The following is a 16,305-nucleotide window of genomic DNA, read 5'->3' on the forward strand; positions in this document are numbered from 1 at the left end:
AAGCTAGGGGGCATCGCAGGGGCCTGCCACACGGAGTGAGCCGATGGTTTCCCGGTGTGCTGCGACCGGGTTGTTTTCGGCGCACCCCCGGCCGCCGCGGGCCGGCTCCGCCCGCGTCCCCCGATCGGCGCCGGCGGGCTGCGCCCCCGGCGCCCGCGTGCTGATCCTGGGTCATGAGGATCTATGTGACCGGCGTATTCGTCGACGACCAGGACAAGGCCCTGAGCTTCTACACGGATGTCCTGGGCTTCGTGAAGAAGACGGAGATCCCCCTGGGCGCGGCCCGCTGGCTGACCGTCGTCTCCCCGGAGGACCCCGACGGAACCGAACTGCTCCTGGAACCCGACGGCCACCCCGCGGTGAACCCGTATAAGACGGCCCTGGTCCGCGACGGAATCCCGGCCGCGTCCTTCGCCGTGGACGACGTCCGCGCGGAGTACGACCGGCTGCGCGGCCTCGGGGTCCGCTTCACTCAGGAGCCGATGGCGATGGGCCCCGTCACCACGGCGGTCCTGGACGACACGTGCGGAAACCTCATCCAGCTCATGCACACCGACTGAGCTTGTCGGCGGCAGACAGGCCGCGAAAGGGATTCGCTCCGTCCCGGCCGGCTGCCGGGGCGGAGCGAAGGGGGTTTACCGGGCCGGGATCAGCGGGTGCTTGCGATCCGGCGCCGGTAGAGCACGGCGGCTCCGCCCGCGAGGACGAGTGCCGTGCCGGAACCGCCGGCAAGGAGCAGAGGGGAGGGTGAGGAGTCGTCCGCCGGGTGGCGGAGGCCGTAGCCGCTGGAGTAGCCCGTGGTGTCGTACTCCGAGCCGGGGAGCTTGTCGGCGTAGCGGGCCTTGACCAGTTTCTGGTAGTCGCTGAGCGACACCGACGCCTGGCCGCCCAGCCCTTCCCGGGCCTGTTCGTTGAGCGGCTCGACGGTGGAGAGCTTGAGCTGGTACCAGCCGCGGATCTGCGGTTCGGTGAAGACCAGCGTGCCCAAGGTGGCCTTGCCGGCATAGGCGGCGTCGCTGTCGCCGTCGCGCACGCCCGCCAGATGCCAGCCGCCGCCCTGGGTGGGGGCGAGCATGACGGTGGCGTTGCGGCCGTTGACGGTGGTGCTCAGCGAGGACACCAACTGCGTCAGCTTGACCGCCTCGGAGGGCAGCGGCCGGGCGGTGCCCGCAACGAACTCGGGGGTGATCTCGTTCCGGGCCACCGGGTCCTTGATGGTGAAGACCGGGAGGTCCTGGCAGGGCTCGGCCGTCTCGGGGAGCATCTGAACCGGCTCGCCGGCGTTGCCCGAGGGCAGCGGAGTGCGCAGGAAGCGGCAGACGGCGTTGCGGACATCGGTGGACTTCACCGCGTTGAGGGCGGCCTGGTAGTCGGGGATATCGGCCGGGAGAGGGTCCTTCGCCGGGGCCGCGTGCGTCGGACCCACGACGGACAGCAACGCGGATGCACTCACTGCGAGGACGATGGACAGACGGGAGAACCGGGAGGCTGCCCGCTTGCTGGACGTTCTGGTGTCGCTGGTGTCGCGCATGTCGCCTGCCTTAGCGGGAGATCCCGATGCGGGAGTGGGTCCACTTGGACGAGCTGTTGCTCACGTAGTCGTTGTAGTTCCACCAGGTGTACGTGGTGGTGTCCGGCCAGGGGTCGGCCACGGCGATCGTGTTGTTCGACGTGTCGAAGCCGTAGACCACGTTCATATGGCCGCCACCGGACGACCAGCCGATGCGGGCACCGATCGGCCGGGCCGCCTTGACGTCGGTGTACACCTGGTTGAACGTGGCCGCGCTGTTCAGGCCCGTGCCGGTGCGGGTCAGGCCCAGGCTGCTCCAGCCCTTGGCCATGTCGTCGAGCGTGGCGGGCTGGTTGTTGCAGCCGTAGTAGGGCTGAGCCCGGTTGCAGAAGTCCGCCTGTGTGGAGCCGAAGCCTTGGAACTTGGCAATGGTCAGCCCGGAGGCGACCCAGCACCACTGGGTCTTCTCCTGCTTCAGCATGGTGATGGTGTCCTGACCCGCTTCCGCGTGGGCCGTGCCTCCCGCGGACGCGAGTGATGCCAAGGCAGCCAGCGCGATGGCCGACGCCGAGGTTCCGTACCTGAATCTGCCCATTTTCCTGCCTTCCCCTGATGGGTGCAACGAGATGAACGGGGCAATCTGGCAGATATATGGCAACGCATAATGATGACGGGCAGATATGTGACTTGCGGAAAAGTGCCCCGTACTGATGAGGCATAGGGCAATTGTGCGAATCGGCCTCGTGTGCGAGGCCGCCACAAGCCGGGTGCGGGCACCGGGCCGGTAAATGGCTGGCGCGCCCTCGTCGAGCGGGTCTACTCTTCAACCCGTTCCGCCGGGAGCGCCGCGTGCGCCGCCCGGAGTGGGCACAGGTTGGTCGGTTCGTCGAGGAAGCAGGAGGTGAGGACAGTGATGACGGTCACGGTATCGGGCGCTGCCCGCACTCAGGAGTTCATCCATCCCACCCCTGTGGCCTCCGGCTGATACCCACCTCACCCGCGCGCACAGAGCGCGCCGCCGGGGCCACCCTTTGAAGGGTTTCCCCACCTTGTCCAGCAGTCTGCTCGACTCCTCTTCCGATGCCCACGGTGTCCTCGCCTCGTACGGCTGGGACGACGACTGGGACCACGCGTTCGCCCCGTACGCCGCCGAAGGCCTTCTGGCGGGCCGGGTCGTGCGCGTCGACCGGGGCATGTGCGATGTCGTCACCGCCGACGGCACCGTCCGTGCCGATACCGCGTTCGTCACACCGCACGACCCGCTCCGGGTCATCTGCACCGGCGACTGGGCCGTTCTCGAACCCCCCGGCGGCGACCCGCGCTACGTCCGGACGTACCTCCCGCGCCGTACCGCCTTCGTCCGCTCCACCTCCTCCAAGCGCTCCGAGGGACAGATCCTCGCGGCCAACGTGGATACGGCGATCATCGCCGTGTCGCTCGCCGTCGAGCTGGACCTCGGGCGGGTCGAGCGCTTCCTCGCGCTGGCCTGGGAGAGCGGCGCCACCCCCGTCGTCGCGCTCACCAAGTGCGACCTCGTACCGGACGCGACCGGGCTCGGTTATCTCGTCTCCGACGTCGAGGCCGTCGCGCCCGGCGCCCAGGTCCTGACGGTCAGCTCCTTCACCGGCGAGGGCATGGACGTCCTCGCCGCCGTTGTCGCGGGCGGCACCAGCGTGCTGCTCGGTGTCTCCGGCGCCGGGAAGTCCACCCTCGCCAACGCCCTCGTCGGCGAGGACAGCATGCTGGTCGAGGCCGTCCGTGACGTCGACGGCAAGGGCCGGCACACCACCACGACCCGCAATCTGCTGCCGCTGCCCGGCGGCGGTGTGCTCATGGACACCCCCGGACTGCGGGGCGTCGGCATGTTCGACGCGACCACCGGCGTCAACCAGGTGTTCTCCGAGATCGAGGCGCTGGCCGCCGACTGCCGCTTCCACGACTGCGCCCACCAGGCCGAACCGGGCTGCGCGGTGCTCGCCGCCGTCGACGAGGGGACGCTCGCGGAGCGGCGGCTGGAGAGCTTCCGCAAGCTCGTACGGGAGAACCGGTACATCGTGGCGAAGACCGACGCGCGGGCGCGCGCCGAACTCCGCCGCGAATGGCGGCTGAGGGGCGCGGAGGGACGCGCCGCGATGGAGGCCAAACGCGGCCGGCAGGGGCGCTGACCCCGAGGGCCGGGCGGCGGACGACCGCCGCCCGGCCGCCCCCGCGGCCTCGTGGCCCCGCCCGGTCACTTCTCCTGGTCGAGGCCCCAGCTGTGGATTTTCTTCGGGTGGATCCGGATGAGTTCCTCGCTGAAGTGCGGCCCCAGGTCGTGGGGCCCGGTCAGCAGTTCGGCCTCGCCCCGGATGTCGACGCCGCGCACCCGCCACGGCCGTACGCTCACGATGTCGTCGACGACCAGCCCGACCTTGGGATTCGACTGCAGATTGCGCCACTTCTTCGTCGTCGCGAGGGCATGGCCCCCGATCAGGATCGTGCCGTCCTCCTGCGGGAAGAATCCGACGGGATTGGCCTGCGGCTGCCCCTTCGGATCCACGGTCGCCAGCCGGCCCAGGCGCTGGGTCGCGAGATAGGCGCGCTCGGCCTCGGTGAATTCGGTCATGATCACAGCCTCACACGAGCTGGGCCCCTGCTGAACCGCCGGGCGACGTGCACCGGGTCAGGAACCGCCCGCGATGACGGCGCCCAGCCACGCCCCCGTGATCAGCAGACACCCGAAGAGCTCCACCAGGACGCTCGCCCCGGCCGCGCGCATCAGCTGACGTGTCGCCGCCACCGCCTGGCCGTGGCCTCCGAGGCGGCGGCGTTCGCAGACGTAGACGCCTGCCACGAATCCCGGGATTGCCCCGATCACCGGCACCAGGACGAACCCGGCCACCGCGCCCGCCCCCGCCCACACCGCGGTACGGCCGGTGGCCCCGGAGTCGTGGATCCGGCGGGTGGGCATCAGCCAGATCGCGACCTGTACGAGCAGGAGTACGGCGGTGGAACAGACCAGCAGCGTCCAGGCGAGGCCCGTCTGCTCGTGCAGCGACCACCAGAGCATCGCGGCCCAGACCAGCCAGCGGCCGGGGATCCCCGGCACCAGCACCCCGGCGCACCCGAACGCAAAGACGCACCCCAGGAGCACCTGCTGCCACACACCACCCACGTTCACCAGGTTCCCTCATGGTGTGCGGCCCCGCCTGTCGTGGGTCGGGGCCGCTTTTCGGAAAGCCCCGTTCCGCCGTCCCGCCCGGGGTGGAACATAGGGGCATGAGTCAGCAGGGGGAGACACCCGCCGCCACGGACGACTGGTGGAACCGGCTCTACGAAGAGCCCCCGCCGCCCCCGGAACGGCCCGCGGGGAGCCCGCCGCCGGTGGACGGCGACAGCCTCGACGAGCACTTCGCCACCGCGACGCAGGCGGTGTCGGACGGGGTGCCGGAAACGGCCGGTCCGCCCGCGGTGCCGGAGCAGCAGTCCGTACGGCCCCGGGCCTGGTGGGAACCGGAAACGGAACCGGAGCCGGAGCCGGAAGCGGATTCCGGTGCGGTACGGGACACGGGCGCACCCCCACCGGACGCGCCGGGGGCACCCGTACCCGTACCCGCTCCGCTTCCCCGGCGCGAGCCCACCGAACGCCCCGGCCCCGCCACCACCGGCCGGTCCCGGCCGAGGACCGCCGAGTGGGTGCAGCCGCCGGATCCACGCGCGGCGCCCGCCGGAGCGCCCGAGCTCCGCCCCGGCCATATCGGCGACGGGCCACCGACCTACGAACCGGAGCCCACCGCCCTGCCGCCTGCCGACCCCGAGACCCTCGGCGATCCGGTGGCCGACACCGTCGCCGACGGCGCCCGGTACGGCCGCTGGACCCTGCGGGCCGCCTCCGTCCGCGGCGATTCGGCACGCTTCCGTGGGGAGCACCGCAAGGACGCCCTGCTCACGGTCCGATTCGGCGCCGGGGACGCCGCCCTGGTGCTGGTCGCCGTCGCCTCCGGCGGCCGCGGCGCCGACGACGCCCACCGCGCCGCCGCCGACGCCTGCCGCCGGGTCGCGACCGCCGTCGGCCGGGCCCGCACGGGACTGGCCGAGGACATCAGGGCCGGACGGCACGGTGTCCTCGGCGCCGGGCTGCACCGGCTGGCCGACCGGGGCGCGGGCCCGCTCCGGGCCTTCGGCCCCGGCGCGGAGACGGCGGGCCTGCGCTGTCTGCTGCTCCTTGCCGACCCCCTCTGCCGTACCAGGGTGTCCTTCGGCACCGGACCGGGCGGACTGTTCCGGCTCCGGGACGGCATCTGGACGGACCTCGACCCCGCCGCGACCGCCGACCCCGCAGCGACCGCCGAGCCGTTCCGCTTCCACGCGGCGGAGTCCCTGCCCGGGGACACGCTGCTGCTGGCCGGTCCCGGCTTCGCCGCACCCCTGCGCGGAGCGCCCGGGCTGGCCGGCGAACTGGCGCGCCGCTGGCACCCGGACGGCCCGCCCGGACTGGCGGCCTTCCTCGCCGACGTACAACTGCGGGCCAAGGGGTACGCGGACGACCGCACCGCCGTCACCGTCCGCGAGGACCCCGGCTGACCGGGCCGGCCCACCGGGGCTCCAGAGGAGGCGGGAAACGGGCTTCCGTGGGTTGATGGATTCTTGAGGACGTCAGGAGAGCCGAGAGCGCTGAGGACGTCACGACGCAGGAGGGTGTCCGTTCCATGGCGAAGCAGAACGTGGCGGAGCAGTTCGTCGACCTTCTCGTCCGCGCGGGAGTCCAGCGGCTCTACGGAGTCGTCGGTGACAGCCTCAACCCCGTGGTCGACGCCATCCGCCGCAATTCCGGTATCGACTGGATCCAGGTCCGCCACGAGGAGACCGCCGCCTTCGCGGCCGGGGCCGAGGCGCAGATCACCGGGAAGCTCGCGGCCTGCGCGGGCTCCTGCGGACCCGGCAATCTCCATCTCATCAACGGGCTGTACGACGCCCACCGCTCCATGGCCCCCGTACTGGCCCTCGCCTCCCATATCCCGTCCAGCGAGATCGGTCTCGGCTACTTCCAGGAGACCCACCCCGACCAGCTGTTCCGTGAGTGCTCCCACTACAGCGAGCTGATCTCCAACCCCCGGCAGATGCCGCGGCTGCTCCAGACCGCCATCCAGCACGCGGTCGGGCAGAGCGGGGTCGCCGTGGTCGCCCTGCCGGGTGATGTCGCGGCCGAGCAGGCGCCGGAGAAGACCGCGCAGTCCGCCCTGGTCACCTCGCGCCCGTCGGTCCGCCCCGGCGACGGCGAGATCGACAAGCTCGTCCGGATGATCGACGAGGCCGACCGGGTGACCCTCTTCTGCGGCAGCGGCACCGCGGGCGCCCATGCCGAGGTGATGGAGTTCGCCGAACGGGTGAAGTCGCCCGTCGGCCACGCCCTGCGCGGCAAGGAATGGATTCAGTACGACAATCCCTTTGATGTCGGTATGAGTGGTCTGCTGGGCTACGGCGCCGCCTACGAGGCCACCCACGAGTGCGATCTGCTGATCCTGCTCGGCACGGACTTCCCGTACAACGCCTTCCTCCCCGACGATGTGCAGATCGCCCAGGTCGATATCCGCCCGGAGCACCTGGGCCGCCGCTCCCGGCTCGATCTCGCCGTCTGGGGCGATGTCCGGGAGACCCTGCGCTGTCTGAATTCCCGGGTCAGGGTCAAGAGCGACCGGCGCTTCCTCGACCGGATGCTGAAGAAGCACGCCGACGCCCTCGAAGGGGCCGTCAAGGCGTACACCCGCAAGGTCGAGAAGCACGTACCGATCCATCCCGAATACGTGGCTTCGGTCCTCGACGAGCTGGCCGACGACGACGCCGTCTTCACCGTCGACACCGGGATGTGCAACGTCTGGGCCGCCCGTTACATCTCGCCCAACGGCCGCCGCCGGATCATCGGCTCCTTCAGCCACGGTTCGATGGCGAACGCGCTGCCGCAGGCGATCGGCGCCCAGTTCACCGACCGCGGCCGGCAGGTCGTCTCGATGTCCGGCGACGGCGGGTTCACCATGCTGATGGGCGATTTCCTCACCCTGGTCCAGTACGACCTGCCGGTGAAGGTCGTCCTCTTCAACAACTCGTCGCTGGGGATGGTGGACCTGGAGATGCTGGTCGCCGGGCTCCCGTCGTACGGCACCCACAACCAGAACCCCGACTTCGCGGCGATCGCCCGCGCCTCGGGCGCCTACGGCGTCCGGGTGGAGAAGCCGCGGCAGCTCGCGGGCGCGCTGAAGGACGCCTTCAAGCACGACGGTCCGGCCCTGGTGGACGTGGTCACCGATCCGAACGCCCTCTCCATCCCGCCGAAGATCAGCGCGGAGATGGTCACCGGCTTCGCCCTGTCGGCAAGCAAGATGGTCCTCGACGGCGGAGTCGGGCGGATGCTCCAGATGGCCCGTTCCAACCTGCGCCATGTGCCCAGGCCCTGAAGGGCCCGACTCCGGCAGAAGGCGTAGACCACATCCGCCCGCTGCGGGAAAAATCCCCTCCCGGCCCGGCTTGACCCCTTCCTCAGGCGTGGCCCGCGGTCCTGAGGGGCAGGGCAAGAGTGGAAGGTACGTACGCGCGGCGCGGTCGTGACCACGACCGCGACACCAACGGGTGGGGATGATGACAGGGCGTCAGGGATGGGCCGGTTCGTCCGCGGACGGACACGGCCGGTACGGGGGAGTGCCCGGACAGACCTGGGGAAGGGAGCAACTGCACCGGCGCATGGGGTGCGGCGATCTGGAATCGGTTCCCGAGGTCCGGCACGGGCTGCGGGAGATGCTCGGGCAGTGGGGCAGCCGCGGTACCGCGGACGTCGCGGAACTGCTCGCCAGTGAACTGGTGACGAACGCCCTGATCCATACGGATCACGGAGCGGTCGTCACGGCCACCGTCGGCAGCGAGACCCTGCGGGTGGAGGTGCGGGACTTCGTGGAGGGCTTCCCGGAGCCGCCGGTCACCCGCTCGGAGGCGCGGCAGGAGGCCGACCTCCTCGACACCCACGGCAGGGGGCTGGCGCTGGTCCAGAGCCTCGCGGACTCGTGGGGGGTACGGACCCAGCGCGCGGGCAAGGTGGTCTGGTTCGAGCTGAACGCACTGCCGTAGCCCGCGCCCGGGCCCGGGACGGGCCCGGAGACGACGGAACGGCGGTGGGGGCGGACCGCTCACCGGTCCGCCCCCACCGCCGTATCCCACAACCGACAACCCGGCAAACGCTCAATGCATCGGCGTCGGTCCCGTCCGGCCTCAGCCGAACTGCTGTTCCAGATCCTTCAGCTTCCGCTCCAGGGAGTCCAGCCTCGGCAGGGTCATGGTGTCGTCTTCCGCCGTCAGGTCGACGACCTTAGCGTCGGGGGACGACGGCATCCCTGCTTCGAGGGAGCGCGTGGATCGAAGCGGCAGCTGTCCGGTTTCTATGGCAGGCTCCGCGACGGTGGCCGAACTCTCCGTCAGCGCCCCCGCGGAGCTGCCCGAGTTACTGGACCCGGCCCCGCCCGCGGGGCTGGAGGTCAGCGCCGGAAGGTCGGGCTCGGGCATCACCCGGCCGCGGCCCCAGGCCCGGTGCTGCCGGTTGAGCGCCTTTATCCGGGCGCGCTCCAGCTTGGCCTGGTCCCGGCTGCGCAGCCGGTTGGCCTTCTTGGCCGCCTGGTCCTCACGGACCTCCTCGACCGCCTCGTCCAGCGTCCGCACACCCTCCAGGAGCATCAACGACCAGGCGTTGAAGGTCTCGCGGGGGGCCCGCAGCCACCGGACGACCCGGATCTGCGGCAGCGGGCGGGGCACCAGGCCCTGCTCGCGCAGCGCGGCCCGGCGGGTCTGCTTCAGCGCGCGGTCGAACAGCACCGCGGCGGACAGCGACATGCCGGCGAAGAAGTGCGGCGCACCGGCGTGGTCTATGCCACGGGGGGCGTGCACCCAGTTGAACCAGGCGGCCGCGCCCGCGAACGTCCACACCAGAAGGCGGGAGCCGAGGGCGGCGTCACCGTGGCTGGCCTCGCGGACGGCGAGGACCGAGCAGAACATGGCCGCACCGTCGAGACCGAAGGGTACGAGGTACTCCCAGCCTCCGGAGAGGTTCAGGTTCTGCCGGCCGAAGCCGACCAGGCCGTGGAAGGAGAGGGCGGCGGCAACCGCGGCACAGCAGAAGAGGAGTACATAGGAAGCCGTGGCGTACATGGCTTCCTTGCGCCTGCGGCGCTCCTCGCTGCGTTCCCAGGAATCTTCCTGCTCCGGCTTCGCGGCACTCTTCTTACCGCGCTGGAGCACGACGATCGCGACCAGGACTCCCACGAGCATCACGCCGCCGGGAAGCAGCCAGGATAGCGATATGTCTCTCATGTTGTTGGCGTCCCTTTACATCTGCATCGCGGTAGGGCGTTCGGCCGCCATAGTGACCGAAGTCCGGGCGATCCCAGGGGGTTTCGTGGCAAGAGAACGCCAATGGGGCCATAGGGCATACGGATAGGTGCGTTTTCCTCGAACTGTCTTTCAGACAGCGAGAGTTGCGTACGATTTATATCACTCGGAAGGGGGGAGTGACATCCGGAGCGTGACATCGGTTCCGGCCGTGCGGAGCGGCCCCCGCCGGGAGGTGGGAAAGCCCTCCCCGCGGCCCCGTACGCCGGTGGGTCAGGCGTCCGGAAGGAGCTGGGTCACCCGGTCCGCGTCGCAGGTCCGGGGGCAGGTGACACAGGTGTCGTCCGGCCGCAGTGTATAGAACAGACAGCAGCTCGCCCGGTCCCGGGTGGGCAGTTGTTCGCCCGCGGGGCCGGAGAGCAGGCGGAAGCCGGGGGTGCCGACGTACGGCTTGACCGTTCCCGGCAGCAGTTCCTGAAGCTCCGTCATGGCCCGGGGGCCCTCGCCGAGCGCTCCGCCGACGTACCAGAGGCCCTCGACGATTTCGTCGGTCACCATGCCCCACAGCGCCCGCCGCCCGCGCCGCATCCGCGGTCCGAAGCCCGCCAGCAGCGGTTCGGCGTGCGCGGCGACCGCGGCGCGCACCTCGTCGCGCAGGGCGGCCTCGTCCGGGACGGCCCGGGCGCCCGGCAGCCGTACCGCCGGGTCGTCCGGCAGGCAGGCGAATTCCGTGATCCGGAAGGCGATCTGACCGGGCGTCCGCCGGAACGCCGTGAGGGAGGGGGAGAGACGGGGCACCCGGCGGTGCAGAAACCAGGGGACTGTGATCAGCAGACAGGTGGGCCAGAGATAGCGGTGCAGCCCGAAGGTGGCGATGACATCGGGCCGGGCGTCCTCGCCGTAGTCCCGGCGCACCTGCTCCACGTCCCACGCCAGAAAGGCGTCGAGCCGGGATCCCCCATCGGCCAGCTCCGCCGTGCCGAACCAGCCCTCGCCCGCGGGTACGGCCTCGCCGGGGCCCAGCTCCCGCAGGGCCAGGCCGGGATAGGCCTCGGCCAGCCGGGCGTACGCCTCCGCGACGGGCGAGGCGGGGGCGGGCAACAGCGCGGGCAGGGTCATACGGGCCGCCGAATCCACGATCGACTTCAGGTAAGGCTAACCTTACCCGAGGGGCGGGGTGTTTGACGTGACGCCCGGGCCGCCTATGGTGCATCCAGGACGCCCGGGGAACGTCAACCGGGTGCCGGCAGGCCGGAGGAGGACCCGAGTGGAGCAGGCCCCGACGCGGGGCGCGGCCGCATCGCGCCCCGGATCCGGTCCCGTGGGGCCGGGCTCCGCCCGGCAGTCGCCACGGGCCGTATCCGCGCCGGGCGGCCGGGTTCCCGAACAGGCCGCCGGCGGACGGCTCCGGGACCGCCTCCGGCCCGAGGCCCCGGCCACCGGCCCGCGTCCGACGGGCGTGGGGCCGTCCACCGGCTCGCACCTCGCGGACGGAGACCTGTCCGGCGGCCTGTACCGCGCGGTCCGGGGCGCGTCCGGCGGTCCGTATCCGGCGGGCGGGGATGCGCCGGACGGTCCGTACCCGGCGGACGGGCACGGACCGGCCGGCCCGGGTCCGACGGACGGAGACCCGGCGGCAACATCTCGTACGGCCGGAAGCGCGGCACCAGGAGGCCCGTACCGGCCCGGCGGAGACGTATCCCGCGGACCGCGGCCGGGGAGCGGCGGCGGACCCGGCCGCGACACCGGCGGACCGCCCGTACCTTCCGCGAGGCCCGCCCCGGACGGTTCACGCGCGGTGCCGGTGCCGGAGACGGACGCGCCGATCGCCCACCGGGAGATCCGCCGGCACTCGGTCCGCGGCCAGATCCTCCAGGCGCTCCGCACCGCTCTCCTCGACGGCGATCTCACCCCCGGCGAGGTCTACTCGGCCCCCGCGCTCGGTCTGCGCTTCGGGGTGTCCGCGACACCGGTACGGGAGGCGATGCAGCAACTGGCCGCCGAGGGCGCCGTCGAGGTCGTGCCCAACCGGGGCTTCCGGATCGCCGTCCGCAGCGCCCGGGAGCGCGCCGAACTGGCGCAGGTGCGGTCCCTCGTGGAGGCCCCCGTCGTCCTGGAACTGGTCCGCACGCTGCCCGCCGCGGCCTGGGGCGCGCTGCGTCCTGCCGCCGAGACGACGGCGGCCGCGGCGGCGACGGGGGACCGGGGCCGGTACGCCGAGGCCGACCGCGCCTTCCACCGCGCGGTGCTGGCGCTTGCGGGCAACGAGCAGTTGGTGGCCGTCGCGGACGATCTGCACCGGCGCTCCCAGTGGCCCCCCGACGGGGTCTCCCTCACCGCCGACGCGGGTGAACACCTGCGGCTGCTCGACGCCCTCGAATGCGGTGACACGGCGACGGCCCGCCTGCTCGTCGAGGGCCACTTCGGCCGTGCCCCCGGCGGCTGACGCCCGTTCCGTCAGACCAGCGGCACCTTCGGCGCCGGGACCGGCCGGGGCGGCGGTACGGGCAGTCGGCCCGCCAGCCAGATCGGGACCCCGCCCAGCAGTCTGAACAGCCGTCCCGCCTCGGCCCGCAGCCGGTCGGCCTCCGGCTGGGGCTCGCAGTCGGCCAGTGCCGCCAGCGCGGGTGCCGCGCCGATCAGATAGCCCAGCTCCTCCCGGAGCCGCAGCGCCTCCGAGAAGCCGTGGCGGGCCTCGGCGGTCTCGCCCTCCCGCAGGGCGAGCCGGGCCTGGTGGTGGAAGGTGAAGGAGAGCAGCAGCCTGTCGCCCCCCGCTTCCGCGCCTTCGTGGGCCCGGCGGTACGCGGCCCGGGCGGCCTGCGGCGAATCGGCGATGTGCTCGGCGAGCAGACCGCGGCGGAAGTCGAGGAGCGGGCGGCTGGGGGAGTCCGGTGACAGCAGGGCGGCGGCCCGGCCGAGTGCGGTACGGGCCTCGTCGGCCCGGTCGCGCACCCCGAGGACCGTCGCGGCGTAGGCGAGCCGGCCCCGTTCGCACGCGGCACCCCCGCGTTCCTCGTCGCTGACGGCCCCGGCCTCGGCGGTCCGCAGGGCGTCCTCGGCCTCGGCCCACCCCTCGCCCGTGTACATGCACCGCTCGACGAGCAGCCCGACGCGCTCCAGCGCGGCGGCGGGATCCGCGGCGTGCGGAGCGAGCAGGGCGGCCGCGTCGGTCCAGCAGCCGCGTGAACGCAGCCGCCATACCGCGGTCTGGAGTGGATCGTCACCGGATGTCGTTCCGAAACCAGACATGGCGGTATGCGCCACTACGCCCTCCCCGAGCACCCCGTCGAGCTGTTGAGTATGGGGAATCTCAGCATGGATCGGGGCGCCGGGCCAAGGGGTTGAGTGAATCAATTCACAAACTTTCGGCGCTGAGGCGCACGAAGATCCATGATATTGGCCGGTGGGACACCCTCGGGAGGCCTGTGGGCCCCGTCAGCAGGAGAGACGCCTTCCGGGCCGCTGGGGCAAGGGGAGTTGGCGGGCCGGATTGGATCATGGCCGTCAACTGTCAGCAAGGCGTGTGTCGTTGCCCATGGGCGATCACCCGCGGGCCGGTCGGTGTCGGCCCTGCCGGGGGTCGGGAGAGGCGGGAGGGGCAGGAGAGGCCCGGCCGGTGTGGTGTATAGGGCGTGTTCGATCCGGCTGTTGCCCCGGGGCCGGGCCGGGAGGCCCTGTCGCCGGTGACCCGGTGACCCGGTGACCCGGCGGTGACCCGCTCAGCGCGTGCCGACGGTACGCCTTGAGCCCGAGCCCGGCGACCGGGTCCCCCGCCGGAGGCGGTCACGCGGGGTGGAACGTCGCCGTGCCCGAGGCCGTGACGGCCGCTTCGTCGCCCGGGCGGAACTCCGGTGCGCCCGGGGCGCGGACCATGATCCGGCCGGTCTCCGGGATGTCGAGGAGGATCAGCGCGTCGTGGCCGTGGTAGCGGACCTCGGTGACCCGGCCGCGTACCCCCGAATCCGCCGTCACCGGTGCCAGGCCGAGCTGTTCGGGGCGGAGGACGACCGTCCCCGGGCCCTTCGCGTCCGCCGCGACCGAGACCGGCCCGAGGGCGGTTTCGGCACGTCCGCCGGTGGCCTGCGCGGGCAGGACGACCGCCTCGCCGACGAACGACGCCACCCAGGGATCGGCGGGGGCCGTGTACAGCTCGTCCGGCCTGCCGCACTGGGCGACCCGGCCGTCGCGGATCACCGCGACGCGGTCCGCGCAGGACAGCGCCTCCTCCTGGTCGTGCGTGACCAGGACCGCCGTCGCCCCCGCGGCCCGCAGCGCGGCCCGGATATCGGAGCGCAGACCCGCGCGCAGGGCGCTGTCGAGGGCGTTGAACGGCTCGTCGAGGAGGACCAGCGCGGGCCGGGGCGCCAGGGCGCGGGCGAGGGCGACGCGCTGCTGCTGGCCGCCGGAGAGCTCGTGCGGCATCCGGTCGCCGTACTCCGCGAGGCCGACGAGTCCGAGCATCTCGGCCGTACGGGCGCGGCGTTCCGCACGGCCGGTCCCGGTCAGTCCGAAGGCGACGTTGCGGGCGACGCTGAGATGGGGGAAGAGGGCGCCCTCCTGGGCGACGATGCCCACGCCCCGCCGCTCCGGCGCGATCTGGATGCCGGGCCCGCTGATCACCCGGTCGCCGAGGGCGACCTCGCCCGCGTCGGGCGCGATGAAACCGGCGATGATCCGCAGCAGGGTCGTCTTGCCGCAGCCGGAGGGTCCGAGGACGGCGGCGAGTTCCCCGGCGCCGACGGTGAGATCGAGCCCGTGGAGCACCCGGTCACCACGGCCGTACGAACTGGTCACGCCGCGGATGCTCAGTCCGGCCGGTCCCTCGCCGGACGAAGTTCCCGCGACGGAGGCGGAGGGGTCGGTCACGCCGGTCATGAGCGCCTTCCGAGCAGATAGGAGGGGACGGCCGCGATCAGCACGATGGCCGCCGCGTACGGTGCGGCTCCGGCGAACGCGCCCGCGCCGGTCTCGGTCCACAGCCGGGTCGCGAGGGTGTCCGTACCGGTCGGCCGGAGCAGCAGGGTCGCGGGGAGTTCCTTCATGATGACGACGAAGGTGAGCGCGGCGCCCGCGCCGATACCGGGCGCGGCGAGCGGGACCGTGATCTCCCGCAGCACCTGGAGCGGCCTTCGGCCGAGGGAGCGGGCGACGTCCTCCAGAACGGGCGGCGCCTGGAGCACGGCGGCCCGTGCGGAGGCGACGGCCACCGGCAGGAAGAGCACCACGTACGCGGTGATCAGCAGCGGCAGCTCCTGGTAGACCGGGTAGGCGTAGCGCACGGCGAAGAAGACGAGGGCGAGCCCGACGGTGATGCCGGGCACCGCGTGGCCCGCGTACACCGACTGCTCCAGCAGTCCCGCGAGACGGCCGCGGTAGCGGGCGGACAGCACCCCGACCGGCAGGGCGAGCAGCGTGGTCACCGCGGCGCCGACGGCGGCCACGGTGACCGTGGCGAGGGTGGCGTCCCAGAACTTCTCGGCGTCGAAGCCGGAGTTGCCGACGGTCAGCCAGTAGCCGAGGGTCGCCAGGGGGAAGACGACGGCGGCGCCCGCGACGGCGGCGCACCAGCCGAGCGCGGGCCCGGTGCCGTGGCCCAGCCGCAGGGTTACGGGCGGACGGGCGCTGCCCCGGCCGGTGCGGGCATGCCCGGCGCGGCCCCGGGTGCGGTTCTCCGCGAGCACCAGCAGAACAGTCATCACGACCAGGACGCAGCCGAGGACCGCGGCCGGGGTGCGGTCGAAACTGGCCTGGTAGGAGGTGTGGATCGCCCGGGTGAAGGTGTCGTAGCGGGTGATGGAGACGGAGCCGAAGTCGGAGAGCACGTACAGCGCGACGAGGATCGCGCCGCCCGCCGCGGCGGGCCGCAGCTGCGGCAGGGTGATCCGGACGAAGGTGCGGAACGCGCCGCTGCCCAGGGAGCGGGCGGCCTCCTCCTGGGCCGGGTCGATCCCCCGCAGGACCGCCGCGACCGGCAGGAAGACATAGGGGAAGCAGGCGAAGGTGAGGGTGATCGCCGCCCCCGGCAGCCCCTCCAGCGACGGGAACGCCGAGATCCAGGTGAACGCCGCGACATAGCTCGGCACGGCCAGCGGCAGGGTCGCGAGGACCGCCCAGGCCCGGCGGCCGGGGAGATCGGTGCGGACCGTCAGCCAGGCCAGCGAGATGCCGAGCAGCAGCGAACCGGCGACGACGATCGCGGTCAGCCAGAGGCTGCGGCCCAGGAGTTCGAGGGTGCGCTCCTCGGTGACGATGTCCCAGGCGAAGCCCCAGCCGCGTTCCATGGCGCGCACGCCGAGATAGCCGAGCGGCAGCAGCGCGATCAGCGCCGCCGCCGCGGCGGGCAGGAGCAGGACCAGGGGCGGGGTACGCCGACCGGCTGCCGCGCGGGGCGCGGCAGCCGGGGTGCGCACGGACCTGGTGGTGTCGGTGCTCAAGGGGGTGGTGTTCTC

General features: G+C 72.5%; 15 protein-coding genes. 6 read left to right on the plus strand and 9 right to left on the minus strand.

All coding sequences use genetic code 11. The features are described from left to right. The first annotated feature begins 173 nt into the window (after positions 1-173). Entirely contained in the window at positions 174-560 is a 387-nt protein-coding gene (locus B7R87_RS27555) for a VOC family protein (protein WP_006345749.1), read from the plus strand. Positions 561-649: 89 nt separating this feature from the next. Here the strand turns inward: B7R87_RS27555 and B7R87_RS27560 are convergent, their stop codons facing one another. Both B7R87_RS27560 and B7R87_RS27565 read right to left on the minus strand, forming a co-directional pair. After that, a complete protein-coding gene (locus tag B7R87_RS27560) occupies positions 650-1,531 on the minus strand; it encodes a hypothetical protein (protein WP_006345748.1) in 882 nt (293 codons plus the stop codon). Between the two features lie 10 nt (positions 1,532-1,541). Then, the gene (locus tag B7R87_RS27565; RefSeq protein WP_006345747.1) at positions 1,542-2,105 is read right to left on the minus strand and encodes a papain-like cysteine protease family protein; all 564 of its coding nucleotides are present in this window, start codon (positions 2,103-2,105) and stop codon (positions 1,542-1,544) included. Positions 2,106-2,559: 454 nt separating this feature from the next. On the opposite strand from B7R87_RS27565, the gene rsgA reads away from it, so the two are divergent. Continuing rightward, entirely contained in the window at positions 2,560-3,675 is a 1,116-nt protein-coding gene (rsgA, locus tag B7R87_RS27570) for a ribosome small subunit-dependent GTPase A (RefSeq protein WP_006345746.1), read from the plus strand. Between the two features lie 65 nt (positions 3,676-3,740). On the opposite strand, the gene B7R87_RS27575 is transcribed toward rsgA, so the two are convergent. Then, positions 3,741-4,115 carry a PPOX class F420-dependent oxidoreductase gene (locus B7R87_RS27575; RefSeq protein ID WP_045852793.1) on the minus strand — a complete coding sequence of 125 codons (375 nt, stop codon included), beginning with the start codon at positions 4,113-4,115 and terminating at the stop codon, positions 3,741-3,743. 57 nt (positions 4,116-4,172) lie between these two features. Then, positions 4,173-4,670: a DUF456 domain-containing protein gene (locus B7R87_RS27580; RefSeq protein ID WP_233168946.1), complete on the minus strand. Its 498-nt coding sequence runs from the start codon at positions 4,668-4,670 to the stop codon at positions 4,173-4,175. A gap of 98 nt (positions 4,671-4,768) precedes the next feature. On the opposite strand from B7R87_RS27580, the gene B7R87_RS27585 reads away from it, so the two are divergent. From B7R87_RS27585 to B7R87_RS27595, 3 genes are all read left to right on the plus strand, one after another. Then, the gene (locus B7R87_RS27585) at positions 4,769-6,073 is read left to right on the plus strand and encodes a hypothetical protein (RefSeq protein ID WP_130584696.1); all 1,305 of its coding nucleotides are present in this window, start codon (positions 4,769-4,771) and stop codon (positions 6,071-6,073) included. Positions 6,074-6,198: 125 nt separating this feature from the next. Beyond that, the gene (locus tag B7R87_RS27590) at positions 6,199-7,941 is read left to right on the plus strand and encodes a pyruvate dehydrogenase (RefSeq protein ID WP_006345741.1); all 1,743 of its coding nucleotides are present in this window, start codon (positions 6,199-6,201) and stop codon (positions 7,939-7,941) included. Positions 7,942-8,224: 283 nt separating this feature from the next. Continuing rightward, the gene (locus B7R87_RS27595) at positions 8,225-8,605 is read left to right on the plus strand and encodes an ATP-binding protein (RefSeq protein WP_006345740.1); all 381 of its coding nucleotides are present in this window, start codon (positions 8,225-8,227) and stop codon (positions 8,603-8,605) included. A 141-nt stretch (positions 8,606-8,746) separates the two neighbouring features. Here B7R87_RS27595 and B7R87_RS27600 read toward each other — a convergent pair whose 3' ends face one another. Continuing rightward, complete coding sequence (locus tag B7R87_RS27600) at positions 8,747-9,838, minus strand: DUF2637 domain-containing protein (protein ID WP_040913629.1); 1,092 nt, start codon at positions 9,836-9,838, stop codon at positions 8,747-8,749. Between the two features lie 291 nt (positions 9,839-10,129). Beyond that, positions 10,130-10,975 (minus strand): (2Fe-2S)-binding protein, encoded by an 846-nt coding sequence (locus B7R87_RS27605; protein ID WP_130584805.1) that lies wholly within the window; start codon positions 10,973-10,975, stop codon positions 10,130-10,132. A gap of 679 nt (positions 10,976-11,654) precedes the next feature. Here B7R87_RS27605 and B7R87_RS33850 point away from each other — a divergent pair. After that, the gene (locus B7R87_RS33850) at positions 11,655-12,302 is read left to right on the plus strand and encodes a GntR family transcriptional regulator (RefSeq protein WP_006345737.1); all 648 of its coding nucleotides are present in this window, start codon (positions 11,655-11,657) and stop codon (positions 12,300-12,302) included. Positions 12,303-12,313: 11 nt separating this feature from the next. On the opposite strand, the gene B7R87_RS27615 is transcribed toward B7R87_RS33850, so the two are convergent. The 3 genes from B7R87_RS27615 to B7R87_RS27625 form a co-directional block, all read right to left on the minus strand. Beyond that, a complete protein-coding gene (locus tag B7R87_RS27615; RefSeq protein WP_006345736.1) occupies positions 12,314-13,105 on the minus strand; it encodes a hypothetical protein in 792 nt (263 codons plus the stop codon). A gap of 534 nt (positions 13,106-13,639) precedes the next feature. Further along, a complete protein-coding gene (locus B7R87_RS27620) occupies positions 13,640-14,731 on the minus strand; it encodes an ABC transporter ATP-binding protein (protein ID WP_006345735.1) in 1,092 nt (363 codons plus the stop codon). After that, positions 14,728-16,290 carry an ABC transporter permease gene (locus B7R87_RS27625; RefSeq protein WP_130584698.1) on the minus strand — a complete coding sequence of 521 codons (1,563 nt, stop codon included), beginning with the start codon at positions 16,288-16,290 and terminating at the stop codon, positions 14,728-14,730. The genes B7R87_RS27620 and B7R87_RS27625 overlap by 4 nt, the downstream gene beginning before the upstream one ends. Positions 16,291-16,305: the final 15 nt, after the last annotated feature.

It is taken from the genome of Streptomyces tsukubensis (assembly GCF_003932715.1).
GTDB classification, from domain to species: Bacteria; Actinomycetota; Actinomycetes; order Streptomycetales; family Streptomycetaceae; genus Streptomyces; species Streptomyces tsukubensis.

Coding starts and splice junctions, on each gene's coding strand:
- B7R87_RS27590 (WP_006345741.1), top strand. CDS start 6,199: ATGGCGAAGCAGAACGTGGCGGAGCAGTTCGTCGACCTTCTCGTCCGC.
- B7R87_RS27615 (WP_006345736.1), bottom strand. CDS start 13,105: ATGTCTGGTTTCGGAACGACATCCGGTGACGATCCACTCCAGACCGCG.
- B7R87_RS27600 (WP_040913629.1), bottom strand. CDS start 9,838: ATGAGAGACATATCGCTATCCTGGCTGCTTCCCGGCGGCGTGATGCTC.
- B7R87_RS27575 (WP_045852793.1), bottom strand. CDS start 4,115: ATGACCGAATTCACCGAGGCCGAGCGCGCCTATCTCGCGACCCAGCGC.
- B7R87_RS27605 (WP_130584805.1), bottom strand. CDS start 10,975: ATGACCCTGCCCGCGCTGTTGCCCGCCCCCGCCTCGCCCGTCGCGGAG.
- B7R87_RS27585 (WP_130584696.1), top strand. CDS start 4,769: ATGAGTCAGCAGGGGGAGACACCCGCCGCCACGGACGACTGGTGGAAC.
- B7R87_RS27595 (WP_006345740.1), top strand. CDS start 8,225: ATGGGGTGCGGCGATCTGGAATCGGTTCCCGAGGTCCGGCACGGGCTG.
- B7R87_RS27565 (WP_006345747.1), bottom strand. CDS start 2,105: ATGGGCAGATTCAGGTACGGAACCTCGGCGTCGGCCATCGCGCTGGCT.
- B7R87_RS27555 (WP_006345749.1), top strand. CDS start 174: ATGAGGATCTATGTGACCGGCGTATTCGTCGACGACCAGGACAAGGCC.
- B7R87_RS27560 (WP_006345748.1), bottom strand. CDS start 1,531: ATGCGCGACACCAGCGACACCAGAACGTCCAGCAAGCGGGCAGCCTCC.
- B7R87_RS27620 (WP_006345735.1), bottom strand. CDS start 14,731: ATGACCGGCGTGACCGACCCCTCCGCCTCCGTCGCGGGAACTTCGTCC.